At 38.1% G+C, this 26,334-nt stretch carries 18 protein-coding genes; 16 read left to right on the top strand and 2 right to left on the bottom strand.

Annotation, left to right across the window (positions count from 1 at the left end):
* Window positions 1-51: 51 nt before the first annotated feature.
* Window positions 52-258: a hypothetical protein gene (locus ACP6L2_RS13010; RefSeq protein WP_440509793.1), complete on the top strand. Its 207-nt coding sequence runs from the start codon at window positions 52-54 to the stop codon at window positions 256-258.
* Window positions 248-730: a nucleotidyltransferase gene (locus tag ACP6L2_RS13005; protein ID WP_440509792.1), complete on the top strand. Its 483-nt coding sequence runs from the start codon at window positions 248-250 to the stop codon at window positions 728-730. The genes ACP6L2_RS13010 and ACP6L2_RS13005 overlap by 11 nt, the downstream gene beginning before the upstream one ends.
* Before the next feature lie 32 nt (window positions 731-762).
* On the opposite strand, the gene ACP6L2_RS13000 is transcribed toward ACP6L2_RS13005, so the two are convergent.
* The gene (locus tag ACP6L2_RS13000) at window positions 763-2,169 is read right to left on the bottom strand and encodes a TlpA family protein disulfide reductase (RefSeq protein WP_440509791.1); all 1,407 of its coding nucleotides are present in this window, start codon (window positions 2,167-2,169) and stop codon (window positions 763-765) included.
* A gap of 139 nt (window positions 2,170-2,308) precedes the next feature.
* Window positions 2,309-2,869 (bottom strand): hypothetical protein, encoded by a 561-nt coding sequence (locus tag ACP6L2_RS12995; protein WP_440509790.1) that lies wholly within the window; start codon window positions 2,867-2,869, stop codon window positions 2,309-2,311.
* A gap of 479 nt (window positions 2,870-3,348) precedes the next feature.
* Here ACP6L2_RS12995 and ACP6L2_RS12990 point away from each other — a divergent pair, with 479 nt between their 5' ends.
* From ACP6L2_RS12990 to ACP6L2_RS12925, 14 genes are all read left to right on the top strand, one after another.
* Complete coding sequence (locus tag ACP6L2_RS12990) at window positions 3,349-6,306, top strand: SusC/RagA family TonB-linked outer membrane protein (protein WP_440509789.1); 2,958 nt, start codon at window positions 3,349-3,351, stop codon at window positions 6,304-6,306.
* Window positions 6,296-7,855 carry a RagB/SusD family nutrient uptake outer membrane protein gene (locus tag ACP6L2_RS12985; protein WP_440509788.1) on the top strand — a complete coding sequence of 520 codons (1,560 nt, stop codon included), beginning with the start codon at window positions 6,296-6,298 and terminating at the stop codon, window positions 7,853-7,855. The genes ACP6L2_RS12990 and ACP6L2_RS12985 overlap by 11 nt, the downstream gene beginning before the upstream one ends.
* 1 nt (window position 7,856) lies before the next feature.
* Window positions 7,857-8,516, top strand: coding sequence for a hypothetical protein (locus tag ACP6L2_RS12980; RefSeq protein ID WP_440509787.1), 660 nt, complete (start codon window positions 7,857-7,859; stop codon window positions 8,514-8,516).
* A 1-nt stretch (window position 8,517) separates the two neighbouring features.
* Window positions 8,518-9,504 (top strand): DUF5007 domain-containing protein, encoded by a 987-nt coding sequence (locus ACP6L2_RS12975; RefSeq protein WP_440509786.1) that lies wholly within the window; start codon window positions 8,518-8,520, stop codon window positions 9,502-9,504.
* A gap of 11 nt (window positions 9,505-9,515) precedes the next feature.
* Window positions 9,516-12,671 (top strand): SusC/RagA family TonB-linked outer membrane protein, encoded by a 3,156-nt coding sequence (locus ACP6L2_RS12970; protein ID WP_440509785.1) that lies wholly within the window; start codon window positions 9,516-9,518, stop codon window positions 12,669-12,671.
* A gap of 11 nt (window positions 12,672-12,682) precedes the next feature.
* Window positions 12,683-14,263, top strand: a complete 1,581-nt coding sequence (locus tag ACP6L2_RS12965; RefSeq protein WP_440509784.1) for a RagB/SusD family nutrient uptake outer membrane protein — start codon at window positions 12,683-12,685, stop codon at window positions 14,261-14,263.
* 2 nt (window positions 14,264-14,265) lie between these two features.
* Entirely contained in the window at window positions 14,266-15,003 is a 738-nt protein-coding gene (locus ACP6L2_RS12960; RefSeq protein ID WP_440509783.1) for a fasciclin domain-containing protein, read from the top strand.
* 7 nt (window positions 15,004-15,010) lie between these two features.
* On the top strand, window positions 15,011-16,627 hold the full coding sequence (locus ACP6L2_RS12955; RefSeq protein ID WP_440509782.1) for a DUF5008 domain-containing protein: 1,617 nt from the start codon (window positions 15,011-15,013) through the stop codon (window positions 16,625-16,627).
* A 4-nt stretch (window positions 16,628-16,631) separates the two neighbouring features.
* Complete coding sequence (locus tag ACP6L2_RS12950; RefSeq protein ID WP_440509781.1) at window positions 16,632-18,368, top strand: LamG-like jellyroll fold domain-containing protein; 1,737 nt, start codon at window positions 16,632-16,634, stop codon at window positions 18,366-18,368.
* 8 nt (window positions 18,369-18,376) lie between these two features.
* Entirely contained in the window at window positions 18,377-19,849 is a 1,473-nt protein-coding gene (locus tag ACP6L2_RS12945; protein ID WP_440509780.1) for a M60 family metallopeptidase, read from the top strand.
* A gap of 23 nt (window positions 19,850-19,872) precedes the next feature.
* Window positions 19,873-21,714: a LamG-like jellyroll fold domain-containing protein gene (locus ACP6L2_RS12940; protein ID WP_440509779.1), complete on the top strand. Its 1,842-nt coding sequence runs from the start codon at window positions 19,873-19,875 to the stop codon at window positions 21,712-21,714.
* Between the two features lie 10 nt (window positions 21,715-21,724).
* Window positions 21,725-23,698, top strand: coding sequence for a hypothetical protein (locus ACP6L2_RS12935; RefSeq protein WP_440509778.1), 1,974 nt, complete (start codon window positions 21,725-21,727; stop codon window positions 23,696-23,698).
* Between the two features lie 865 nt (window positions 23,699-24,563).
* Window positions 24,564-25,130 (top strand): RNA polymerase sigma factor, encoded by a 567-nt coding sequence (locus tag ACP6L2_RS12930; RefSeq protein WP_440509777.1) that lies wholly within the window; start codon window positions 24,564-24,566, stop codon window positions 25,128-25,130.
* Window positions 25,131-25,219: 89 nt separating this feature from the next.
* Window positions 25,220-26,320 carry a FecR family protein gene (locus tag ACP6L2_RS12925; protein ID WP_440509776.1) on the top strand — a complete coding sequence of 367 codons (1,101 nt, stop codon included), beginning with the start codon at window positions 25,220-25,222 and terminating at the stop codon, window positions 26,318-26,320.
* The last annotated feature ends 14 nt before the right edge of the window (window positions 26,321-26,334 follow it).

Here is a 26,334-nt window from a genome sequence, read left to right as displayed (position 1 = left end):
GCTTCTGGTGGATATTCTGTATATTTACATTAACAATTCTGTAAAAAATGCATGAAAAAAAGGAAGATGACAGTGGTTGTTAACCAAGTAAAAAAAGAAGATGAAGACCAACTGGATATTGAGTTTTGGTTAAGTCGTCCTGCTTCAGAAAGGATAGCTGAAGTGACAAGATTGCGTAAGGCATATTATACTTGGTTGCTCGGAAGCTATCCCCAAAACATGGAAAAGGTAATTACAAAACGTAAGAATGTTATTTGACCAAGATTTTATCGACTTCATCGATCTACTGAACAAGTACCAAGTAAAGTACATGGTGGTCGGGGCTTATGCTCTCTCTTTTCACGGAAGACCGAGACATACTGGTGATCTCGATATTTGGATAAAACCAGATTTAGAAAACGCAAATAAAATGGTCAAGGTTATAGTAGAGTTCGGCTTTGGTCAGCTTGGACTTATTGAGGAGGACTTTTTAAAAGAAGATTATGTCACTCAATTGGGTTATCCTCCATTGCGGATAGATCTCCTAAATACCATATCAGGTGTTAACTTTGATGAAGCATACCATACTCGATTAGAAACCGAAATTGACGGTTTACAAATATCGTTGATCAGTGTAAATGACCTCATACGTAATAAACTGGCAGTCGGAAGACCCAAAGATATTGGTGATATTGAAGAACTTGAAAAACTAATTAAGAAGAAGAGAAAGGATAATTCCAATAAGGGGTAAAATGGACTTTAAAAAATAAACTCTTACTCCAACTATAAATCCAATCCATTTAAAATTTCCCATAATTCTTCTTTCTCTGAAGGTCTTGGCGCATTATAATCCACAATATTGCCGTTTGGATCTATAATTATATATCTTGGTATGGAATTAACAGCATACCCTAAAATAAATTCATCATTTTCTTTGTTCACCAATAACTGGATTCCTTTTAATTGATGTTTTTGTCTGGTTGTTTTCCAAATTTCTTCATCTTTATCTATGGAAATACCTATGATCTTTATGTTTTTACCTCTTAATTCTTTTTCTAATTGATTTAAATACGGCAATTGAACCCAGCAATTCACACACCATTCTGCCCATACATCGATGTATAGATAACTTCCTTTCAGGTCGTCAAGTGATCTTGTTCCTCCATCAGATGATTTATAACCATGGAATTTAGGGGATGGTGTTCCTTTTTTCAATGATGTAAGCCTTAAGTTAGCATCTAGCATAACTTCTTTAAAGGAAGAATTGGTACCGGAATAATAACTAAGAAAATCTTGATAATTGGATTTAACATCATCAGATTCTAATAGAAAATTATATCCATAGCGTTCAAGAAATGCATTACGAATATTTTCATCTAAAATTAGTTCATTCGTCAATCGAAACTTAGTTTTGTGTTCTTTTCTAGGTTTCAAAGAAAGCGATTTAAAGGTTTTATCAATTTGTGCACTATTGTAATCGTCTACTAAAGCTCGATAATAGGAATGCTGTCTATAATGTGATAAGTTACTGTAATTAATATCAAGTTCAGATTGATCTTTAGATGTTGGTAAAAAGGAAGAATCTTTCTCCGATAGATAATCTAAGTAGATATTCAGTCGGTTTAAATATTCATACCTGACTCCGATTCTTTCAAATTTTTTCAGACTATCAGGGAGTTTGTATTTCTCGATTCTTTGTAGTGACTGTTCATACTTTTCATTGAGGAATTTTCTTTGTTCAGCTTCGGTTTTATTTTCACCATAGACATCGATGAAAGCTTTCTGTCTTTTGTCAAGATAATAGTTGTTGATGTTTTCGTCAGGTCCATTGAAATTGATCGGGACAGTTAAAAACTTACTGGCATCATATTCAATTTGATTTTTACTGTCAGCGGCAAGGTGTAATCTGAAATTAAATCGACCGTCTTCAATCCTGTAGTCATTACCTGTTCGATTTATTGTATCGAGGAAATTTCCCTCCTTATCAAGATAGATCTTTTTGATAACGGTATCTTGATGATAATCGCTTATGATGAGGAAAGGTCTTCCGTTTTCTTCTTGGGTGACATTTGTGACTTTTCCAGAAAGGATTACTTTATTCGTTTGGGAATAGGTTGTTGACCATGAAAACATAATGCTAATTAATAAAGCATAATATAGTTTAAAGGAAGTCCTTTGATTGATTTTCATAATCTTTTTTCTAATGTACTTTATAATAATTTAAAAGAGAAAGGTGATTCTATTAAAAATCACCTTTCTCACCTAATATTAACTATTTCCTTGCTTACCTATTAGGTATTCATACAAAAGAAGTCTTAAAGCCTTTTAATTATTTAGTCTTTCCATTGATATAATCTGACAATATGCTGCTGTGAACTGTTGGGAAGTCTAATTTTATATTGCTTATACTGATTCCGCTATCGTAGGCATTTTTCACCTTCGTTCTATTTTCTGCTAGCTTATCGTTGTTTGGCTTTTCCCCAAAAAGCTGGAAATAATTAATTGGGCCTTGACTGGATAGGGTGATTATTTTTTTACCTGCGTAATTAACATCGTAGTTAATAACGTGGAATCTAATTTCCTTTTCTGCTTCTTGAATAATGTTTGTTGGGATGCTGCTTGCGGGTATAATTTTACCATCCTTGGCAATTACTTTCAAGATTTTCACATCCGTATAGCTGGAATTAAGGTTTAATGATGCTCCCGATGAGTAATTCTCTTGATAAGTTGCCTTTACCACAAATGAAATATCTACTGTATGGAGACGGTTGTAATTGTTCTCTGTTGGCTTTGGATGCACCCATTGAACAGGACCTTTAAAAACCGTTTTTTGAGCAAACGCTTGTCCGATAATAAATAGTAACATCGATAATAAGTATAACCTTTTCATATCCTAATAAATAAGTTAATAATGAATTAAAGTTATAGCCATTCACTAAACAATAAAATAACTAATTCTCGGTATTTTGCAGTTTGAATAACACCTCTTATTTGGCATTAATATTCCTATTTGTTATGATTGGATAATTTTAAATTAAAAAAATTCATTTAAAGAGCATTTGGCATCATGTAGGGCAACATTATTTAATGCTAGTTTTTATACCTCTTTTGGCTTGTTATTAAGGATAAATATTTGATGTTTTAGGGGTCATTTGCATGATGATTTTGTGGACCAAAGAAAGAAAAGTTACCTCCTCTGAAAGCATACTACATCGTTTTCGTATGTTACGCAATCGATTGATAAACCCATCTTACCTCCTATTAACACAAATATTATACAATATTGTGGCGTGATAGAACCTAAATTCTGAAAGAGCTTCTCTCTCGGAGTTTATGCCAAATTATGAAACCATACTAAAGAAATTTTACATGAAACAGTTGTACACGCAATTCTTTATTGTGTTTGTCTGGTTGCTACCAAGCCAAGTTATGGCAAGGGGTGAATCTGTTGGCTCTAGTGTATTTAAAGAATCCTTTGATACCTATAATATTAGCCAAAAAGACACAAATGAAAATCCGAACGCTCTCAACGTCATCAAAATCGGAAGCACCAAATTCAAACTCAGTAATGATTCAGTTGCGGTAAAAGAATTAGCTAAATATCCATTGACTTCGCTTCAACAGGTATTAAAAGGAGCAACTTCTGGGGTATATGTTCAACAATCGTCTGGTGAACCCGGTACGATTAAAGAAAATATGACCATCCGCGGAATTAGTCGCCCTATATTGAATGCGAAAAACTTCAGTGATAATAAACCCTTGGTTATCGTGAATGGCATTCCATTGATTGAGGATCCTAATCTGGTTTATGATATTCAGAACAATGAGAACACACCTGTTGGTGCTGCAACGAATATCTTTTCACTAATGGATTTGGATAATATCCAATCCATCCATGTATTAAAAGACCCTAGTACAACAGCCATCTATGGACCTCGAGCAGCCAATGGTGTAATCTACGTAACTACCAAAAATGCAAGCTCTGGAGATCGTAGAATTTCCATTAATGGTTATACAGGTTTTGCTACTCCACCTAGTTTATATACCATCAATGCAGAGTTTGAACGTGATTTCCGTCAGCCCTTCTATGATCGCTATGCTACTGAGGCACAGAAAGCAACCTATCCAAGCTATTTAAGTGATTCTTCCAATGTCAATTATTATGGACCTTCGAATTGGGTAGAAGAATATTATAGGACTACACCAATTTATTCCTTAAACGGTAGTCTGGAAGGTGGAGGCGATCGTTCTAACTTCCGCTTCTTTGCGAACCATATGAAAAATGCCAACTCGGCAGATGATACGAAACTAAAGCGTTATATGGGAGCCTTCTATGTAAATATGATTCCTACAACTTGGTTAAAAGTAACCGGAAATATCCAATTAGGAAGATTAGAACGTGGAAGAAATAGATCTTTAACAGAACGTTTCGCTGAAACTAACTTTGTACCCGATTTAAGTACACCATTTGCACCAAATAAATCCCTATACAGCAAATATCTTTACGAGTATGATAAAAAGTCCTTTGATGATAATATCAATACCTCGCTTTTAGGTCTTTTCTCTTTAGACTTCAGATTAACTAAAGACTTGAATTTCATGTCTAGAATCAGCATGGATTACAATGAAAACCGTAGAGATCTGTTCTGGCCGTCTACATTGATGACCTATAATAATTACGCATCCAATTACTTTGGTTATAACGAACGATTGTCATTTGACAATGTTGTCAACTACCGTAAAGAGCTAGGTGAAGGGTCAATCTACTTAGAAGGTGGTTTTTCTGTTCAGGCAGATAAACAGAAGTACAATTATATTCAAGCATACAGAGGACCGAACGATTATATTAAAATCAATAAAGTAAGTGGCGATAAAAATAAAGCCGAATACTTACAGTCTATTGGTTTTATTCCCTATTTGTATACCGACAAAACACAGCATCGTTTAATTTCTGGATTCCTGAAAGGGACTTATAGTCACGATTCAGGATTTGATGTTTCTGCCTTGTTCCGTCGTGACGGCTCATCGCTATACCAAGCTTCTAAGCGTTGGTTTAATTCCTTTGCATTTGATGCCAAATATGATATAAATAAGCTGATTGGTTCTGATGGTTTTGATTATTTAAAAGCTAGTGCTTCCTATGGCCGAATGGGTAATTTACCATTGAGCGATATGGAAGCCGCTGGCTTACAATATTCATCGGCTTTGGGTTGGGACGGTAATAAAGCTGTTCTTTCTTATAATGGAATCGGAACGATCAGTAGACCGTATTCTTTCGGTTGGGTGGGATATGATATCCCTTGGTCTTACCAAGATGTAATAAATCTTGGTTTAAGCCTTAAAACTAAAAGTAACTTCGGTGCTAATATCGAGTATTATCAAAAACAATCCCACAATGTGTTATTCCCTATTCCAACTGTAGCCGAGTCAGGTTATAAGTTTGAATACTCTACAGGTATGGCTGTTAAGAATAACGGGGTTGATTTAACATTAAATTACAGCTTGCCAACTGATGAGAATAAGTTTGGCTGGAATTCCTCTTTTAACATCTCTTACAATACCAATGAACTGACCAAACTTCCTAAAGGATTTGATGAATTGGTAGTTGGAAGAAACAAGTTAAAAGTTGGAGAACGTGTAGATGCTTATTGGTTATTGGAAAACCAAGGTATTTATGTGAATGACCTTGATGTTCCAGTTCGTGCCAATGACTATAAGATCATGACTTATAACGGGGTTGATATGAAAGGTGGAGATCCTCGTTGGTTAGACAGAAACAATGACTTTGATATCAATAACGATGACCGTAAGTTAATGGGTAATATCTTACCAAAATGGACTGGCGGATTCATGAACCAGTTTACCTATAAGAATTTCGATTTATCCTTCTTGTTGTACTTCAACTTGAAACGTGATATCCTAAATCAAAATGCGGCTCGTTATTATGATTTCGTGAATGTTTCGGAGTCCACTTCGCTAGCAGGTGTTCGTGAGATTACTTATTGGGAGAAACATTTTGATACAGATAAATATCCTTTATACAATCCTTGGTCTTCGGTATCACCCTATCAGGTAGAGCAAGACATGTTTTTAGAAGATGGTTCTTTCTTGAAATTGAAAAACTTGTCTTTGGGATATGATCTTACCAAGGTCTTGAATAATAAAAAAGTTCAACGAGCTTATGTCTATGTAACTGGATCCAACTTATTGACCATTACCAAATACTCCGGTCGTGATCCAGAATTAGTGAATTATTATGGGTATGACACAGGTGCAGGTCTTGGCTTGGACAAAACATTCACCCTAGGTTTTAAACTTGATTTTTAAGAAGATGATGCGCTGTTTAAAAAATTGGAAACGTAGTGGTATTGCTATCGTTTTAACAGGAAGCTTAATGCTTTCTACGGTAAGCTGCGATAAGTTTTTGGATGTTGAATCCAATCATATTGTGAATGAAAAGAATAAGTGGAAAGATATTAACGATATCCGAAGCTCCTTACTGGGTGTCTATGGTTTACTGCGTACAGCATTAGCAGAGAAGAATGCACACTGGATGTACGGAGAGTTAAGAAGTGGAGATTTTCAATCTGTATCTCGTCGTGACTTACAAAACATCATAGATGGTGAGTTGAATACTTCTTATGACTTGCTTACAAACATGTCAGACTGGAGAAGATTCTATGCGGTTATTAATGCTGCCAATTTGTTTATAGAACGTTCAGCAGAAGTTATTGAGCACGATTCGCAATATACAGCGATCAATAATCAAGCTGATATTGCACAAATGAAAGTTATTAAAGGCTTTGTGTACTATCTATTAGCACGTACTTGGGGTGATGTTCCAATTTGGGACAAAGCTTATGAAGGGACATTCCCGAAGATTAAAGCTAGTAGTGTAAATGAGGTCCTAACCTATGCAGAGAATCAAATTCTATCCGTAAAAGATGCTTTGCCTTATCAATATGGCATATCTACCGATCCTGTTCTACCGATGGACAGGTATTTAGGCTTTAGTTCTTCAAAATGGAATGGTGTTTTATTTAATCGCCTTGCGGCATATGCTGTATTAGCACACATTAATGCTTTTGAAGGTAACTATCTAGAAACCGTATTCTATGCAGACTTTGTTATGGCAAATGCCGCTAAAGCTAACTTGACCCAAAATGATTTAAATACTTTAACTGGGACAACCAATACTGGATTTTATTTTGGAAATCGTGCTGCTCATTTAATAGCTTTTCCTTTCCCGAATGGCTCAAACGAAGGGACACAGGAGGGGCATATCGAAAGTTTAACCTTAGCGGCACCTCTAGTCTCTAAGCCAACCCCAGATATGTTTATCCCTGTAGAAAAGATCGTAAGTATTTTCAATGAGCCAGGTGATAACCGCTTCAATATCGATAACACAGGTAAAGTTACTACACGCTATTTCTCTGAGTTCGGAGGTGTAAGACCTATCTTCTCCAAGATAAGAATGATACGTACAGGTACTTCGGGTACAGATGGTTCAATTCCTTTGTACACCTCTACCATGGTATTTACGCGCTTTGAAGAAATCAACCTGCTTCGCGCGGAAGGCTATGCAGCATTAGGTCAAATTGACCAAGCGAGAGCAATTGTTAATCAGAACAGAAAAAACAGAGGATTAGCTGATTTGAATCCTGCGGAAAATATTGTGGATGCGGTATTCAATGAACGCCACAAAGAATTGATGGGTGAAGGATGGAGATGGTTCGACTTAATTCGCTATCAAAAAATTAAGAACAACAACCCAGCATTCTTAAGCCTTATCAGCAATAAAGGAATTTTCTGGCCAGTAAATAAACAGGTGTTATCAGCGAATGACCAATTAGAACAAAACCCTTTCTGGAAATAATATGAAACAGATAAAATCACTACTCGTTTATACTGCTGCCCTTGTATTTCTTATGAGCAGTTGCAGCAAATATGATGGCTATTTCGATTATGAAAATACAGAGAAGGTATTTCAAGGAACTAGCATTTCGTACCTGGAATCTAAAAAAGGCACATTTGACTCTCTTTTAGTGGCATTAAACAGATTGCCAGAATTGAAGCAGGCATTGAATGATCAGGAGCTTACCTTATTTGCGCCTACCAATGCCTCCTTTCAGATTGCTATTAACAATTTAAATCTCGTTCGTAGCAACCAAGGGAAAAGCAAGCTGTATATACAGAATTTAAATCTTGTTGAACTAGATACCTTAATGACCAAATATATGGTTAAGGGGATTGTTCCTACAGATTCCATGAACCGTATTGACGGTTTATTCGTAGAGACCTTTAAAATTTCACACCCTATGCACGCACAGCGTATCAAAGAAGATGCAAGTGGTTTTGTAAGTGGGGGTATGGAGTTGGTTTACTACAGCGATACGAAAGACAACAATTTCATCTCGCAGTGGAATCGTACAGCCTCCCAAGCTGTAAATATTTATACCACTACTGGTATTGTTCATGTTTTGGGGAGTAAGCATGAATTTGGATTCGGGGATTTCTTAACTAGAATGAATAAGTAACATGAAAAGCGTAAAGAAATTATTTATAGGCCTGGCTTTACTAGCCCTTAGCTTACCTGCTTTGCATAGCTGTAAGAAATATTGGCCAACAGAAAACGATGCTTTCAACTTGGATATGAATTTTTCTGTAACAGAGTTTAAACCTATCCTTGGTCGTAACACCTATTACACAAATGTTTTCAATGACAACCAATCAACTTTGCCATTGACCTTCCGTGTGCTGAATTTACGTTCTTTTGATGGTGATCCAGTTCCTGAGTTACTGAAGTTATTCCCTGTTCGTATTTGGACGAAACCATATACAGGTCTTGAGAAGAGCCTAGATGAAATCTATGCGAAGACCGATACGATTATGCGTCCTATCTGGGAAATCGGAAAGCACTCTGGAGCATTTACCATGTGGGATGTTGCCGGATCTGACTTGATCAAAACCGAGCCTGATTCGTGTTATCTTTTTGATGTAGAAGTGAGCAACAATGGTGGACGCCGTTACTTCCGTGATCTGAAGTTAAAACCTCAGGTAGAAATGGCATCAGAAATCAGTACAGGATTTTCGGTTAATATCCTTGGCGATTCTACTCGTCAGAATATTAACGATATCAAATATTGGGTGAATCGTAAGGGAGATGGAAACAGTATCACGTTCAAATTCTTAGATCCTAAATTAAAACCTATTAAGCTTTCCAAATTCAACGATATGAAAACCGAAGATTGGAAAAAAATAATCCATGGATTTAATATGAGGTTCGCTGCGGATTCAACTTCTGTAACCTATGATGTTGCTTACCCCATTCCATTGGTGCCAACATTAAACACAGATTATAATCAGGGTACTTTAGCATCCTCAAATTTCGGGTATAGCCGAACAGCTTTCGGTGGATCTAGAGAAAGCTCGATTTTATCATTGAAATACAGAATTTTCCAACAAGGAGATTGGGAAATAGTTGTGTATTTCCCAACCGAGGCTCCATTATTTAAAAACGATTAACCTAAGTTGAAATGAAAAGATATATACTAGCCATATATTTAGTCCTGTTTTCCTTATTGACTTTTGCTCAAAGTTCAGTGACGATTACTGGTACTGTAACGGATGCGGTGAGTAAAAAGCCACTGGAAAGTGTAAGTGTAAGATCGGCTAAAACCAATAAATCCCTTGGGGTTACTCAAGCAAACGGTTCTTACCGAATTACGACTAGCTCCGATGATATTTTGAGCTTCACGTATGCGGGTTATGAAAAAAGTACCGTAAATCTTGCCGGAAGAACAAATCATACCGTCAATGTTTCTTTAAAAGAAGCAAAAAATTTCATTGAGGATATCGTTGTACAAGGTTTTACAAAACGTTCTAGAAAAACCTTAACAGGATCATCCATCAATATCAGTGGTAAAGACTTACAAGATAATCCTGTACCCAATTTAAATGAGCTCCTTCAAGGTAAGGTTGCGGGTCTGAATATTCAGATGAACAATGGTACACCAGGGGTTCGTGGATCGGTATTCATGCGTGGTCTTTCCAACTTGTCCATTCAAGGTACCGGGGTTGACTCTTATTTGACACCAACTTCACCATTATATATTGTCGATGGTGTTCGTGTTGATGATAACACCAACTTCGAATATGGTTTTGCAAGTGCTGGTACAGGGATTAGTCCTTTATCACTTATTCCACCTGAAGATGTGGAATCGGTGGATATCTTGAAAGATGCAGCATCAACTGCATTATACGGTTCGCGAGGTGCTTATGGGGTAATTATTATTACCACCAAACGTGGTAAATCTCAAGTGCCGGTAATTCAATATACAACCAATCAGTTCCTTTCTGTACCACCACAATTACGTGATGTATTAGGTGGTAGACAAGAGCGTTTGTTGCGTATGAATCAGGTGTTGAATTATTCGGATAGCTACTGGAAAGGTCGTGATGATTTAAATCAACAACAGATTCTAACGGATAGTTTGAACCCTTATTTTAATAATTCGACCAATTGGCAGGCGGTTTTTATGAAACCTACCTATAACCAATCGCATAACGTTTCTGCTTCTGGTGGGGATACCCGTTTTAATTATAAAATCAACGGGAACTATTACCAAGAAAAAGGTATTATTCAAAATACAGGATTCAACCGTTATACCTTGGATATGAATTCACAGTATCAGCCGAACAACCGTTTTAGAATGTTTGCTTCGATGTCTGGTAAATTTGGTGAACAACAAACAGGGTCGGGTACTTCAGTAACGCAGGGTGGTGTTGCCTCAGCTTCATCCGCTTCATCGTTATTACCTTCTCCAGAACAGGGTTTTGTAACCGGTGATTTGGTATCTGCTTTAGATGGCCGTAACGATAACCGTAGCACCAACCTTGTTGGTATGTTGGAACTTGACTTTGAGATTCTGAAAGATTTCCGTTTCAAAAATACTTTCTCCTACAATTACTCAACCGATCGTACAGACTCGTATACACCAGCTATTGCCAATAACAACACCTCTAAATTCTATAATTTCGATGGTCAACGCAATACGTTAAATAACATGGCTTTCTTATCCTACTTTAAGAAAGTGAATAAACATAACTTCAGTTCCTATCTCTTCAATGAGCTAGACATGAAGAATTATTTGGCAAAAGCTTATTTAAAGACAGGATTCCCGAATGATCAGTTAGAAGGTCCTTTTGGTTATGCAAGTTCTAAAGGTGGAGCAATCTCCCTAGAAGATTACCGCAGTGCGGGTTTTGGGGCAACCTTTGCCTACAACTACGACCTTAAATATGTGTTGGATCTTTCTTACCGTATTGACAAAACATCTACTATTGGTCCTGAGCAACCTTGGGTTAAGAATCCTGCGGTTTCTGTTCGTTGGAACATGGAGAATGAGTCTTTCTTAGAAAATGCAGATTGGATTGGAAACTTAGCACTTCGTGGTTCTTGGGGAAAGAATATTGTTCCTACCGGAACTGTGTTTGATGCCTATGGTAAATACATCTATACGGGTTATTTCAATAATCAACCTACCATTGGATTTAACTGGGGACAAATGCCAAACCCGGCTTTAAAACCATCAACGACAACAACATTTAGTGCAGCTTTAGAAGGTGATTTCTTCGGCGGAAAATTCAATACCATCCAAGAGGTATATTACAAACAAGTGGATAATGAGTTGTTCAAAATGGACTTAGCAGACCACAATGGTTTCGGTGCTTTAAACTCCAATGATCTTGCTCACGTAACATACTGTTATGAATTTACTTTCAGCTTTAGACCATTGCCAGCTACAAGTGACTGGTCATGGCGCTTTGAATTAAATGGTGCTTTAAACCGTGATGTGTTAACCTTATTGCCTTCTCAAAATCGCCGTGTATTAATTTATGATGCAACGAATAAATATCATACACTTTATATCTTAGGTAGAAATGCCCTTTCGCATGTACTTTATGATTATCGTGGTGTGTACAGCACAGACGCTGATGTCCCGGTGAACCACGTTACTGGTGAACGCCTAAAAATGATCAACGGCAATAATGTCCACTACTTTGAAGCTGGTGATCCAATTTGGACAGATTTAAATGGTGATTATATTATTGATGACCAAGATTTAGTTCCAAAAGGAAATGCACAACCTCGTGTAACAGGTGGTTTCTCTTCTTTCTTAACCTATAAAAATTGGTCTTTGAACTTAATGTTCTCTTATGTTAAAGGTAGAGACATCATCAATGCAGCATTAGCTAACCAGCTAAACTCTTATTTCGATCCATTGATGACTTCTGATCAAGGTATTGGAGGTAAGAAAAACTCCGCTTTATTACCATTAGACAAATTTAACTTCTGGACGAAAGAAGGTGATGTTGCAGATTATCCTAATCCATATAGCTATTTAAGACAACAAGGTATGACACCTTTTCGTCCGAACCAGACTTTATTTATGGAAGATGGTTCATACCTGAAATTTAATTCAGCAACTGTACGTTATTCCATCCCAAGAGATTGGACGAAACGTTATCATATTTCTGCCATGAGCATTTATGCTACGGCAAACAATATTTATACTTTCTCTACTTATTCAGGCTTAAACCCTGAAGGAGTTACGGATATGGGCTTTGACCGTACGGATGGATATCCGAACAGACGATCGTATTCCCTTGGTCTTAATATTCAATTTTAAGCTTTCCAATTATGAAATCGATAAAAAGACATTTAATTAAGATAGCAACAGCGACCATGCTAACATTTTCCTTAGTTAGCTGTGATAAATTCCTCAATGTTGAACCTGTAGATAGTTTATCAGGGAATAACTTTTGGAAAGATGTGAATGATGCAGAGACATTTACTTTGGAGATTTACCGTTTATTCCGCGAGTCAGCACTTTTAAAAGGCCCTTACTTCATCATGGGTGAATTAAGAAATGCTCCGGTAAGAAAAACTGGCTCATACCCTAATCGTTGGGATATTCAATATGCTGCAGAAGGTAATGTTCCTAAACTTGCTTATGAGGTAAGACCTACACCTGGAACAGACGCTAACCGCTTTTGGACTTATAATGTGGAGTGGGATATTCTTGATGATTGGACACCATTTTATAGAGTGATTCAAGGATCTAATATTTTATTTGAGAACATCGATCGTTTAGCGAAAAATGATCCTTCCATCTCCTCCAATATTATTCAATCCTATCAAGCGGAAGCCGTTTACATGCGTTGTTTAAGCTATTTCTTCTTGTTACGGTTATATGGAGATGTTCCTTACTACACCAATGCGAACAACTCCACACCGCTTCCTCGGTTGGATCATGTTCAAGTAGCTAAGAATTGTTTGGCAGAATTGGAAAAAATAAAAAATAATCTTCCTTGGACCTATGAGGAACCAGCTAATCGAGGCGTACGCGCCATGAGAGGATCTGTACTAGCTTTAATGATGAACCTGTATATGTGGATGGCTGGATTTGACGAACCTAATGCAACAGGTTATTACCAAAAGGTAGATGTCTTAGGCGATGAGCTGGTACAACAAGGAATGAACGGAGCACATGCATACGAGTTGATTCCATTAAATCGTATGGATGAAATCTTCCAAGGCCGTTCAAGAGAAACCTTATTCGAAATCCCAAACAGTGTCAACTACCAAGGTTTCGTTTCTGCAAACTCCAGAAAAATGATTCCATTCTATGTATTAGATGGTTTCATGGTCAATTTGAATCAGGACAAAATCAATTCTGAATTAGCCTATTCACCAGATTACCTAAAAGAGATCTATCCTGAGGGTGTTGCTGATGGTCGTAAAGGTGTATGGTTTGATGATTCTAACTGGTTATCAGGTGATGGGAAGTTCCGTTTTTACAAATTCCTAAACTTTGAATTTAAAGGAGCCAACTCTGCAGAAAACTATGGTAACTCCATTACCATCTTCCGTATGGCCGAGTCCATCTTATTACAAGCGGAGGCAAATGGTAAACTTGGAAATGAAGAAAAGGCAGCGAGTTTACTAAACTTGGTTCGAGCTCGGGCAGAAGCAACACTTTATCCAGGAAACGGATATGATAATATCAATGAAGCGATCTACTACGAACGCTGTAAAGAATTAATGGGGGAAGGTTGGTATTTCTTTGATATCGTACGTACGAAAAAGATTATTGACATCAAGTACGTTAGCCGGCCTATGAGTTATTCTTTGTTCCAAGCTGGAGCATGGACTTGGCCAATTGACCGCAAAGCGCTGACAAATAACCCATACATGAAGTTAAACTATTGGAATCAATAAGCATGAAAACGAACTTAACAATCTGTATACTTTTTCTAGCATCCCTATTTTTTGCTAGTAGTTGCAATAAAGATGGATACTTTGATGATTCAGGTGTTCATGATCCGAATTATAATGGGACGATGCTGGAATACTTCCAAAACCATAGCAAGGATAGCACCAGCCTTTTTGATACTTTATTGAATGTGATCAAAATCGCGGGACTTGAAAATACAATCGCAAATGAAAACATTACTTTCTTTGCGCCTACTGATCCATCGATTAGAACGGCTATTAAGGAATTAAACCTGCAATTATATAATGAAGGTAAAGACACAATTAGTAAGCTTGATCAAGTTGATGCTTCTGTATGGAATAAATTCCTGAGAGGATATATGATCAAAGAGAATAAAGGCATCACGGATTTTCCACAAGTGGATACCATGGCTCTAAACTCTTATGGTGGTCAGTTGTACCAAACCTTAGATCAGGATCTTACTGTCAATATCGGTGTTGTCTATCACGATTTGAAAAATGGTGATGTAGTCATTAAATACCAAGGGCCTAGACAATTAGTTATTTCCTACATACCGGATGTCAGCAAGCCTTTGGAAAACTGGCTAACAGGTTATGTAGCAACCTCCAATATAGCTCCTAAAAATGGTCGATTACATGTCATCCGTTATTTGGGTCATTCCTTTGGATTTACTTATAGGCGATTTGCCAATGCAGCGATCGAAGCAGGGATAAAATATAACTAGTTAGGTCATGAAGAAATTATTTATATATACAAGCATCTGTCTAGCTGTGCTTACAGCTTTTACAGCATGTAATAAAAAAATGAATTACGGTTCTGATCCTTACGGGGGTCAAGTGGAACCACTAGGGATTAAGTTCGCTGATAAGTTACCTAGTCCTAGTCAAGCAAGACCAGGAGAAGCTGTAACCTACCGTGTGGAAGGAGCAAGCAAATTCCCGAATATGGAATTTTTTGTAAACAATGTGAAAGTGACTGTTTCTACAGTTACAGATTCTACGGTCACCGTACAACTTCCCTCCGTTATTAGTACTGGAAGTGCAAAGATTGTAGTCGATGGACAAACATTCGCTGGTCCTCTAACACCTATTTTAGGGAAAGTCAGTATCGACCCAACTTTTAATCCTGGAACTGGAGCTAACGGAATGATCAATAAAATCATTCGCCTGAAGAATAATCAAATCTTCATTGGTGGAAATTTTACGGATTATAACGGTAATAAATCCTTAGCGGATATTAACGGTCTTGCAAGAATTAACTCGACCGGAGAATTCGTTACAGGAATGAGCTTTGGTAAAGGAGCGCAAGAAGGTTCTGCTGCTGGTTATGTGAGTGGAATTGAAGAGCTTTCTGACGGTAAACTATTGATCTATGGTACTTTCAATTCGTATGACTCCAATGCTAATGTGAAGAATATTACGGTATTGAACTCCACTGGTTCTCTTTATAAAGAATCCGTTTCCATTCTAAACCTTACAGAGGACCCTGAGAATAGTACCATGCTTGTTCCAGCTTTTAATGGTGGAGCAAATAAAAGTATAAACAAGGTGTTTGTTAGAAATTCTAAAGTAACCGCAATTGGAAACTTTTCGCAGTTTACCAATAATTATTACGAACGTTCAACCTACAACAGTATCCTACGCGATTATTTTGAGTTTAATAACATCTTTCGCATGAATATGAATGGAAGCTTAGATTCTACCTTTTTGGTCAATCACAGTTCCTTTCCTAAACGTGGTAGTTTTGGTGTGAATGGTTTTGTAAATGACGGTTACATGGATGCCAATGGAAAAATTATCCTAGTAGGTGCCTTTACACGCTTTAACAACGCTGTAAATGCAAACAACATTTTGCGTCTTAGTGCAGATGGGAGTTTTGATAATTCACTAAATATTGGTGCTGGAACTGATAAAGAAATAACGAAAGTAATCCCATATACGAATGGACGTTACTTTTTAATCGGGAAATTCGACCGATATAATGGACAAGAAGCGAATAGAATTGTCTTAATTAATGCAGACGGCTCCGTAGATCCAACTTTTAAAGCGTTTAAGTTTACCAATGGATCTCCTAATTACCTAGCTGTTCTGGAAAATGGAAAGATCTTAGTTGGTGGAACCTTTACAAATTATAACGAAGTGATTCGTGAAGGTTTGATGATCTTAAACCCAGATGGGACTTTGGCAACTAACCATAACAATACCGGTAGGCTTGTAGGAAATATTTATGATTCCTACCAAGGCACCAATTCCCTAGGTCAAAAGACGATAACGCTTGTGGGGTATATAAGCTCTTTTAATGGAAAATTAAATTTGGGAAATATCGTTCGATTAATTATTCAAGATTAACCTTATGAAAAGAAATAACAAATCATTTAAGTTTACCCTATTGCGCAGTATCTTTTTATTGTCTCTGCTCATGTTTGCCTTTTCGTGTAATAAGGAATTGGAAAACAAAATAGATATTGGTAAACCAGGAGAGCCTGTTATCATTGACGGGAAATCTTATAAGGTAGCATATATCGTAGTTGATGGTGCGGTAGGTTCAGTTGTTGGTACTCAAGCTACGGATTTTAACAACATGCCATTTCTTGGAAAACTTACAGAAAACGGTTTATTCAGCTGGAACTCCATTACCCAAGATAATGCTCAGGATATTACTTTCTATGCGGATTTATTGACAGGTGTCAATGTTGCAAAGCACAAAGTAAGCAGTTCTAACCTTGCTTCAGCGAACCTAAGCCAGTACCCATTACTTTTTGATCGTTTGAAATCAAGCTTAGGTCTGCGTACTTCTGTCATTAGTAATAATGGAGATGTGGCAAGTTTAACTCAAAACTCGACAATCGACAATAAGAAAATTACAAGTTCGGATCAGGAAACCCTTGAGGCTGCAAAGGCAGAACTTGCACTTGAAAACACGGGTTTTACCTTACTTACGTTCAATGAAACAGATGTGGTTGGTAAGGCTGAAGGCTACGGACCTAATTCTGCCCCTTATGTCGCGTCTTTGAAAAACATTGATAATAAGATTAAGGATGTAATGGAAACCATTCAGAAAAGACCGAACTACAATACAGAAAAATGGTTATTAGTGGTGGCTTCTAACCGTGGTGGGAATTATGTGATTGATCCTAATCTCAATGATAACTCCTTGTACTCCATTCCAAAAAGGAATAACTTTATCTTGTACTATAACAGTCAGTTTCAATATAAAATTATTCAGAAAATGGACCTTTCAGATCCTACCTATGATGGATCTGCCATTCGCTATACAGGATCAGCTACAACAGCTACCCTTGCAGCAAACAGAGCTGACAAATTTAACTTAGGTTCGGCAGCTACTGATGGCGAGTACACCATTCAACTCCGCATTAAAGTCCATGCTTTAGGAACAAACAACCCAGCTATGATTTCCAAAATGAATCATACTGGTAACTCTACAAATGGCTGGTCGTTTATTTATAATGGAGCTTTTGGTTGGCGTTTTAAAATCTTTGGCACACAAGCCATCGATCCTAAACCTTTTATTTTAGACCAATGGTATACTTTGACGGCAAAAATTTACAACGACAAAGGCGTTCGTAAAGCAAGAGTGTACACCAATGGTGTGTTTGTTGCCGAAAGTACCATCACTAACGCGCAAGGAACCTCTACTGAGCCTTTAAAATTAGGTTATAGTACAGCCTATGGTACCAATGGTTCCCATTCCATTACTGACGTGCGTATTTTTAATACGGCATTACCAGATGATTATATTGCAAAAAACTATTGTTCGACTGCTATTTATAACGATTCCCCTTATTGGAATAACTTATTGGGCTATTGGCCAGCAATCGATGGATCTGGAAATGTTATCAAGGACTTCTCACCGAATAAAAACGACTTTGATTTGACTGGTACTGTAGCTTGGAATAGCTTCTCAGAACGTTCTGGTTCCCTTTGTCCTACAGCTCCTCAAAACTTGGAGATATTGACCATCCGTAGTGTAGATGTGCCATTGATGGTCTACAACTGGTTCGGGGTAAAAGGTATTGAGAAATTTAACTTGGACTCCAAGTTTTGGTCACCTAGTTTTTCTGAAAATTAAGCATGATTATGAAAAGGATATATCAATTAATATGCCTTAGCGCACTTACTATCTCCGTTGTAGGATGTAGTAAGGACAATAATGTAAATTTTGTTGACGGTTATGATTTGGAAAGTAAAGAGGATACCTTAAATATTCAGCTTGATACCAATAGAAACTTTATCAATAAAAGTAAATATACCCAAGCACGTGTATTTCCCGGCTTAGTCGCTGACGCCGAGGTTCGTGTAAAGGATTTTCCAGTTACGGTGGACTTAAATTATATCGCCGTTCCATCTTCTGACTTACGAATTACCGTTACTCCGGGTGCTTGGCAGAGTACCGCTATGTATGCTCCTGCGGGTGAATTGGTGGAAATTGTTGTTCCAGAAGGTGTATATGGTTTGACTGCTTTGGTCGGTGCACATGTGAATAAAAGTGTGGATGGTATTCCTGTCCCGCAGCGTGACTTGGACATTACCATTCAAAAGGTGCTATTCCCTGGAAAAAACTTTGTTAGAAACCTATATGGTGGCCTAGTCTATATTTTACCTTCTGCACCTTTGGGAAGGACTGTTGAGCTTAAATTTACAGGCACTGTGAAAGCGCCAAGCTTTAAATTGGGAGTAACTGACCCCGCTCAATGGAAAGAGGAGATTAAGAAGTCCTCGGTGCCTTGGTTCGAATTAGAGGGTAATCGTATCGTCTTTACCCTGCAAACGCAGAAAGCAAAGACCATTGGTGTGGATGATCCTAAGGAATTAATGGAGACTTGGGATAAAGCCATTAAAGTAGCCTATTGGGATTGGACAGGTTTAACTGAAGGTAACCCGAATCCAAAACACCGTGCCCCTTTCAATAAATGGCGCATTGTACACGATGTGTTGTTCAAATCGGGTGTAGCACAGGTATCAGGTTACCCAGTTCGCGCTAGAGCTAACGACTCTTACTTTAAACAAGCTACAACCATTGAAGAAGTAAAATACCTGAACTGGGGTACTTACCACGAGTTAGGGCACAATATGCAACAAAATTCCATTTGGAATATTTCCACTTACACTGGAGAGGTAAGTAATAACCTGTTTCACTTCCGGGTTTCCAAAGTATTCGGTAAGCAATCCTATAAAATTGCCGAAATTTGGAATAAAGGAATCGCTCAGAAATTTATTGGCTCAGGTGTGAAATGGAATACAACTTTCGCAGATCACTTGGATATTCGTTTGATTTTCTATGCACAGATATTCGAACGTTATGGTTATGAGTTTATGACCTACCTATACACACGAGCGAGAAATGCACGCTTCCTATCAGCAAATGATCAGTCGAAAAATGACTTCTTCTATGAAGCTTTATGTGAATACACAAAAATCGATATGTTGCCTTTCTTTGATAAATGGGGTTGGACAATTTCAGATGTTTCCCGTAGGTATGTAGAGGAACAATTAGCATACCCTAAGCTGACTGAGCAAGTATGGTTAGCAAGTCCAGTAAGGGTGTATTAATGGTGGTTTAAACCTAATAAATTATGAAAACGATGAATTTAAATAAGATATTTTTAGCTTGCAGCCTTAGTCTTTTGGTGATGGCTTCCTCTTGCCGTAAGTTCCCTGATCCCCCTTTGGTATTCGAAGAAGAGCCTGAATTGGCTTTTAAGAAAGATCGAAAGGTGCTATTGGTGGTTGTGGAAGGATTAAATGGAATTGAATTAGAGAAGGATACGCCTCCGACAATCAAGTCCATGTTGGCAAACAGTAAATATACGTTTAATGGATTGAGCGATGGTTCTAAAGATGCCTTGACCTGGTCAAATATCCTGAGTGGGCAATGGTCTGATGTACATAATGTACACGGCAATTCATTTGATCCTGAGGATATAGATGATGACGACATTCATGACCACGAAGGAACTGGTGGTGCGGAAGGCTTTGTTTCCATCTTTCAACGTGTAAACGAAGTAGGCCGTAAAATGACCTCCGCAGCTATTGGTAATAAAGGAGATCTGACAGATTACGCCTTCAAGTATGCCGATAAATTAGTAGAGGTTGACTCGGATCAAAAAGTAAAAGATAGTACGGTAAATGTGATCAAGGCCATGGATGCGCATGCTTCCTTAGCTGTAGTGCAATTTAGTGATGTTCGCAAAGCCGGATTGGCCAATGCTTTTAGTATGAGCAATGCGGGATATAAGGCTGCGGTTGATAAAACAGATGGCTATGTAAAAGAACTTTTGGACGCTGTCAAGGGCCGTTCAACTTATGATAAAGAAGATTGGTTAATCATCTTAACCTCCAATCATGGTGGTATTGAAAACAAATATGGGAGCGATAGCTTCGAGGAGTTAAATACGTTTACTTTATACTATCACCCCTTATTTAAAGCGCAGAAAACTTCTGCGGATTTAATGAATTATCTGCGTTTTCACGGATGGTATGCTAATGAAACCATTACTACGAATAGCAAAAGTATTTCCTACCCAGAAACTGGGGTTCATGCCGTTAGTGCGGGTGGTGCAGGAGATGATATTTACAACATCGCTAAAACTGGTGAACTGACTATTGAGTTTAAAATCAATTTTTACAAACCATTGGAGTTGCCAAATTTTTCAGCTTATGTGAATACTTATTCTTTTTGGTATCAAAACATCCTGAGTAAAGATAAAGAAGGTGGATGGGTTGGAGCAACAGTAGCTTCAGCTGTTCAAACTCCAGGGTGGTCAGTGAATGCTTATAGCTCAGATTCTTACGGTATAACCCTTCAAGATGGGAAAACAACTAAAAGCGTTCGTATCCCGGGCAGAAAGAATCAAACTTGGCAGCATGTAGCCATCACGTTGAAGAAGTCAGGTACTAAAACCATGATGATGGCATTTGTCGATGGAATAAAACAAGCCCAAGAAGAAATGGAGGTCAATGTAACAGATTTGGACAATATTGAACCTATTATCCTAGGTTTCAGTAGAAGATTCCAATATGGTCTATTAGACTTCTATATGACCGATGTACGCTTTTGGAATAAGGCTTTGGCAGATTCTGAAGTGAGTCAAGTGGCCTGTCTTGCTGATATCCCAAATAATCATGCTTTAAATGGGAACTTGATTAGTGCATTCCGGAAAAGTGAAGGGAATAAACTTAAAGATGCTAAAGGGAATGCCGCTCGTGACCTTTCTTTAACAGGTACACCAGTTCAAAAAACAGCATTCAATTATACGCTTTGTTCATCAGGAAATGTCCTGCCATACTCATTGGTTGATATTGCGCCACAGATTTATTATTGGTTAGATATGCCGATTGCTGATGCATGGCTGTTAAGCAGCAAACCATTCCTGAACAATTACGAAGTAGAATTTATGCAAGAACAGACCAAATAATACCAAGATTATGAAATTATATAATTCGATTATTGGCCTAATAACCATTCTATTCCTTATTGGATGTGCGAAGGATGGTCTTTGGAATCAGGATACTGAGGTTCAACGTGGCCGAGTGGTTGGAACCCTTACCTCTACGGAGGATGGTTCTCCATTGTCAGGGGTGAAAATATTGTTCGAACGTCAAACCAAAGCATCCGGTGCAAACAGCTTTGTGGATACCGTGGGCACAAATGCGGAAGGTAAATTCTCCTACGAGATTCCTTTCCCGAATAAGGTGCGCGTCGTACTTCGCGATACTGGACGTTACGTAGCGGATACGGCTTTTGTGGATGTAGCTGAAGGAACGGAATATAACATTGCTTTACAGACTGCTCCTCGATTTGGCGTAGCCAAAGTAATCTCCACTGTGGTTGATCAAAATGGAAAACCTCAACCAGAGATTAAAGTTGGACTTTTCCTACGCGAATCGAACAATGAGTCTTATGTTGCAGCGGATACAATAATGACCAATGTGCAAGGACAAGCGGCTTTTGAAAACATTGCTTTCCCTGTTAACTATATGGTGAAGATTGTTGAAAATCCAAAAGCTTATGAAATTGATTCCGTTCAGAATAAATTAACAAGCAAACAAGATGTCCAAGTGGAGCTGAAAACCAGAACGAAGTACGGAAAAGGAACCATTGATTTGATTGCTAAAAACTACCACTCCTTAAAGGCTTTAAAAGGTGAAACCGTGAATATTCAGGTGAAGTCGGTTTTTGATGAGGATTTTTCAGCTATAAAACAATATCAATTAGATGCCAATGGTAAAGTGTCAATCCCTAATTTCATCTATCCTGCTGAAATCAAGATTACACCAACTAGTACTGGACATCCATTCGCTCCTGCTACTTTCAGCTTGGAAGAAAGCAATATTGCCAATGGATTTACTTTTGAAATACGTGATTTGAAACCACGATATGAAAAACCTGTTTACACCAATCTTAAGGTGAGTACACTGGATGTAGGTATGACCTTAGCTAACCCAACAGGAATAGCAAACGATAGTAAAGGAAACATCTACTTTTCAGATGGTTCGGGACATAAAATAATCCGTGTTGATCGCAAAGGTGAAGCTGAGGTGTTGATTTCAGGATCAGCAGGTACTGTAGATGGTCCTTTAGAGACTGCCACAGTGAACCAGGTTTGGGGATTAATTGTTGACGGTGATGACAATATTTACTTTGTCGATAATGGTGCTTCAGGTTCTAGTCATAAAGTCCGTAAGATTACATTTGACGCTGAAGGTGGCGGTGTAGTTTCTACGATTGCTGGTTCAGGTGCCAGTGGTGGAACAAACGGCGTTGGAACAGCTGCAACGTTCAACCGCCCTGCAGGCTTAGCCATCGATAATGATGCACAAATTTTATATGTTGGCGAATGGGGTGGACATCGCGTTCGGAAAATTGACCTCGCAACGAAAACCGTAACCACATTAATGGGAACAGGAGCCGCTGCGAATACCGAAGGCTTTGGTGTCAATGCCGCCATTAATCAACCTGCTATAGGATTAGCCTTAAGTCCAGATAACAAGAAATTGTATGTTGGTGGTAATGCATCCAATTCCGATCCGAACTCTAGAATCGGGGTAATAGATGTCAGCACTGGCGCCTTTAAATTCTTTGTAGGAAATAATGGTGATTATCGTGCAGGAGCTCCACGTGGAATGTACATCACCTCTAGTGGTGATATGATCTACTCCGCAAACGCTGCTGCTTTACGTGAAATCCGTATCGTCAATCTAAATCAAACGGTTGGTGATGCTCGATACACTAAATTAGCCGGATCAGGCGCAGGATATATCGATGGAAATGCCTTAACAGCCAAATTCGCTGGACCATTAGGAATAACGTATAACCCATGGACTGGAAATTGGTATATCGCCGATGGTGATGGATCAACCAAAAACATCCGGATCATGCGTTCCGCAGATATTGACTAAATACTACACGATGCTCAAGCCTAATGAATTGCGTAAAATGGGGCTTATCAGAGAAAGCGATCCTTCGGGGTCGCTTTTCTTTTTTCCATTCTGCAATATAAAGATTCATGTTTAATCTCCCTTCATTTCCCTTTTTGTATTTGGCCAATTTTGTCTGTGTGTACTTCGAGACTCTCAAGGAATTTCTAGGGATCTGATATGGATCTCGTTCGGATCTCGTTCGGTCGGAACCGAACGAGATCCGAAGGAGTTCCGAACAAGTTCCGAAGGAGATCCGAAAGTGTGGCGAATAAAACCCTTGGGAAAGACGATGAGACTACAGACAAAAGACAACAGACTAAGTAAGTAAAAAGTAGAAAGAAAAAGTAGATTTATCATTTACAACTCAGAGCAGAGCGAAGAGTCTGAGCCCTATGGGCAGTAGTTAGTATATAGTACGGAGTATTTAGATGTATTGACGGACAATAATTTCGTCACTTACAACTCAGAGCATAGCGAAGAGTCTGAGCCCTACGGGCAGTAGTTAGTATATAGTACGGAGTATTTAGACCTATTGGCGGATAATAATTTCGTCACTTACAACTCAGAGCAAAGCGAAGAGTCTCTTCTTCCCCCAACAAGATCTTGTCATCTTGAGGCTTGCCGAAAGAACCTCAATTCATGCTAATCTGCAACAGTAAATTTATTAGATATTGAATATTGGACAACGGTCGAAGCATGCTTCGACCGTTTAAATAAATAATATATATCATTTTGCATTGTAAGGTTTCCTAGAAAATAAAATTGAGCAGATTATTGAATAATGAATAAAAAATGGTCAAATTAGGCCTGATACAAATTACAATAGAACCAATTAAAACTGTTCATGGAACAAAGTAGGGATAAACTGCAACTGAGGTTGATGTGGGAAAGGATTCGCAATGGCGATGAGGCTGCCTATTTTGATCTATATGCTCAGTTATATCCTGAATTGGTTCGATTTGGTATTCGAAGTTTTGGCGATGCGGACTTGGCAAGCGAAGCTACGGATAATGTCTTCCTTAGTATCTGGGAGAGGCGAGCGAATTTGGAGCGTGTAGAGCAGGTTCAGAGCTACTTAATCAGCATATTGAAGCGGAAGCTCATACGGCTTACAGAGCGCCGTCAGAAGCTCTCTAAAGCCTTGCAGGCAGCAATAGATCAAGATGAGTGGACGGAGATGTCCTATGAGGAGTTTATTATTCGGGTTCAGTCTGATGAAATTGTGCAATTTAAACTCAAACAGGCACTAAGTAAATTAACTTTTCGACAGAAACAAATTGTTCAATTGAAGTTTTTTGAAGGATTAACTTATGAACAGATTGCCGAGAAGACGGATATGACTGTTAAGACCTGCTATAATACTTTATATGATGCTTTGAAGATCATGCGTAAAGAATTCTATGATTTTTAATCCCTTGTAATCAGTCAATTATAAATTATTTTCATTTTTTCTTAGGCAATTTTGCTGTTTTCAGGCACTATTAAGTAAATACCTAAGTAATGAAAGAGACCAGCTTTGTGGAGATTGAAGATTTTTTAATTGATTCGACTTTTCAACAATATTGTGCTGAGGAGAACTCCTTGAGTACAGCATATTGGGAACGGTATATCGAAGATCATCCCCATCAGTTGGAAACCATCTTACAGGCCAAGCAACTATACCATATCTTAAGTGCGCATGCTAGGCCAATTCCAAAACAACTTGCTTCCCTAAAAGAAAAAATTCATGCCGTTGAGGATAGTGTTAGTTTACCAACTAAGACCTCTTGGCGTAAATGGTTTGCTGCAGCGGCAATCCTTCTTGCTGTAAGTACTTTTTCCTATTGGTGGATCTCTAGACCAGAACGCGCTTATAATCAAACACTAGCCAACAGCAAACAAGAAATTATTAAAACCCAAAAAGGTGAAAAGAAGCAATTTACCTTAATGGATGGCACAATAGTGACGTTAAATTCTGCATCGGAGCTACGCATCAGCAAAACGTTTAACCAAGAAGACCGACGGGTAACTTTAAAGGGTGAAGGGTATTTTGAGGTGGCTAAGAATGCCGAAAAGCCATTTTATGTAGAGACACAAGATTTTGATATCCGTGTACTAGGAACGGTATTCAATGTTAAATCTTACCCTGAAGATAAGGAATCTGAAGCCTTTTTATTGGAAGGACTCATTGAGATGCAAAGCAAGGACAAAAACAGCAATGCCATTCTTATTAAGCCAAACCAAAGGGTTTCGATTGGCCGGGGAATTAAACAACAGCAGGCAACTTCGCAACAGCAACAGCATAATCGACTTAAAGGTATTCCTGCAAAGGAAATCTTGATTCATGAACTACAAGATGATTTGCCGGCAGATGAAATCGCTGATATCGCCTGGAAAAATGGTCGACTTGTAATGACTGACCAGGATTTTTTGGAGGTAAAACAATTATTGGAGCGTTGGTATAATGTGGAAATAGATTTGAAGGATGCTGATTTAGATGCTTATCGATTTACAGCTACCTTTTCTAAAGAGAATATTCATCAGGCATTAGAGGCTTTACAAAAAGTGCAACCTTTTAAATTTAAAATATATGGGGAAAAAATAACTATCACTAAAAACTGAAAAAGGACAGTGCG

It is taken from the genome of Sphingobacterium lactis (genome assembly GCF_051951495.1).
Taxonomy (GTDB): Bacteria; Bacteroidota; Bacteroidia; order Sphingobacteriales; family Sphingobacteriaceae; genus Sphingobacterium; species Sphingobacterium lactis_A.
Note: the sequence above shows the minus strand (reverse complement) of the source record. Positions and strands in the feature narration are given on the sequence as shown.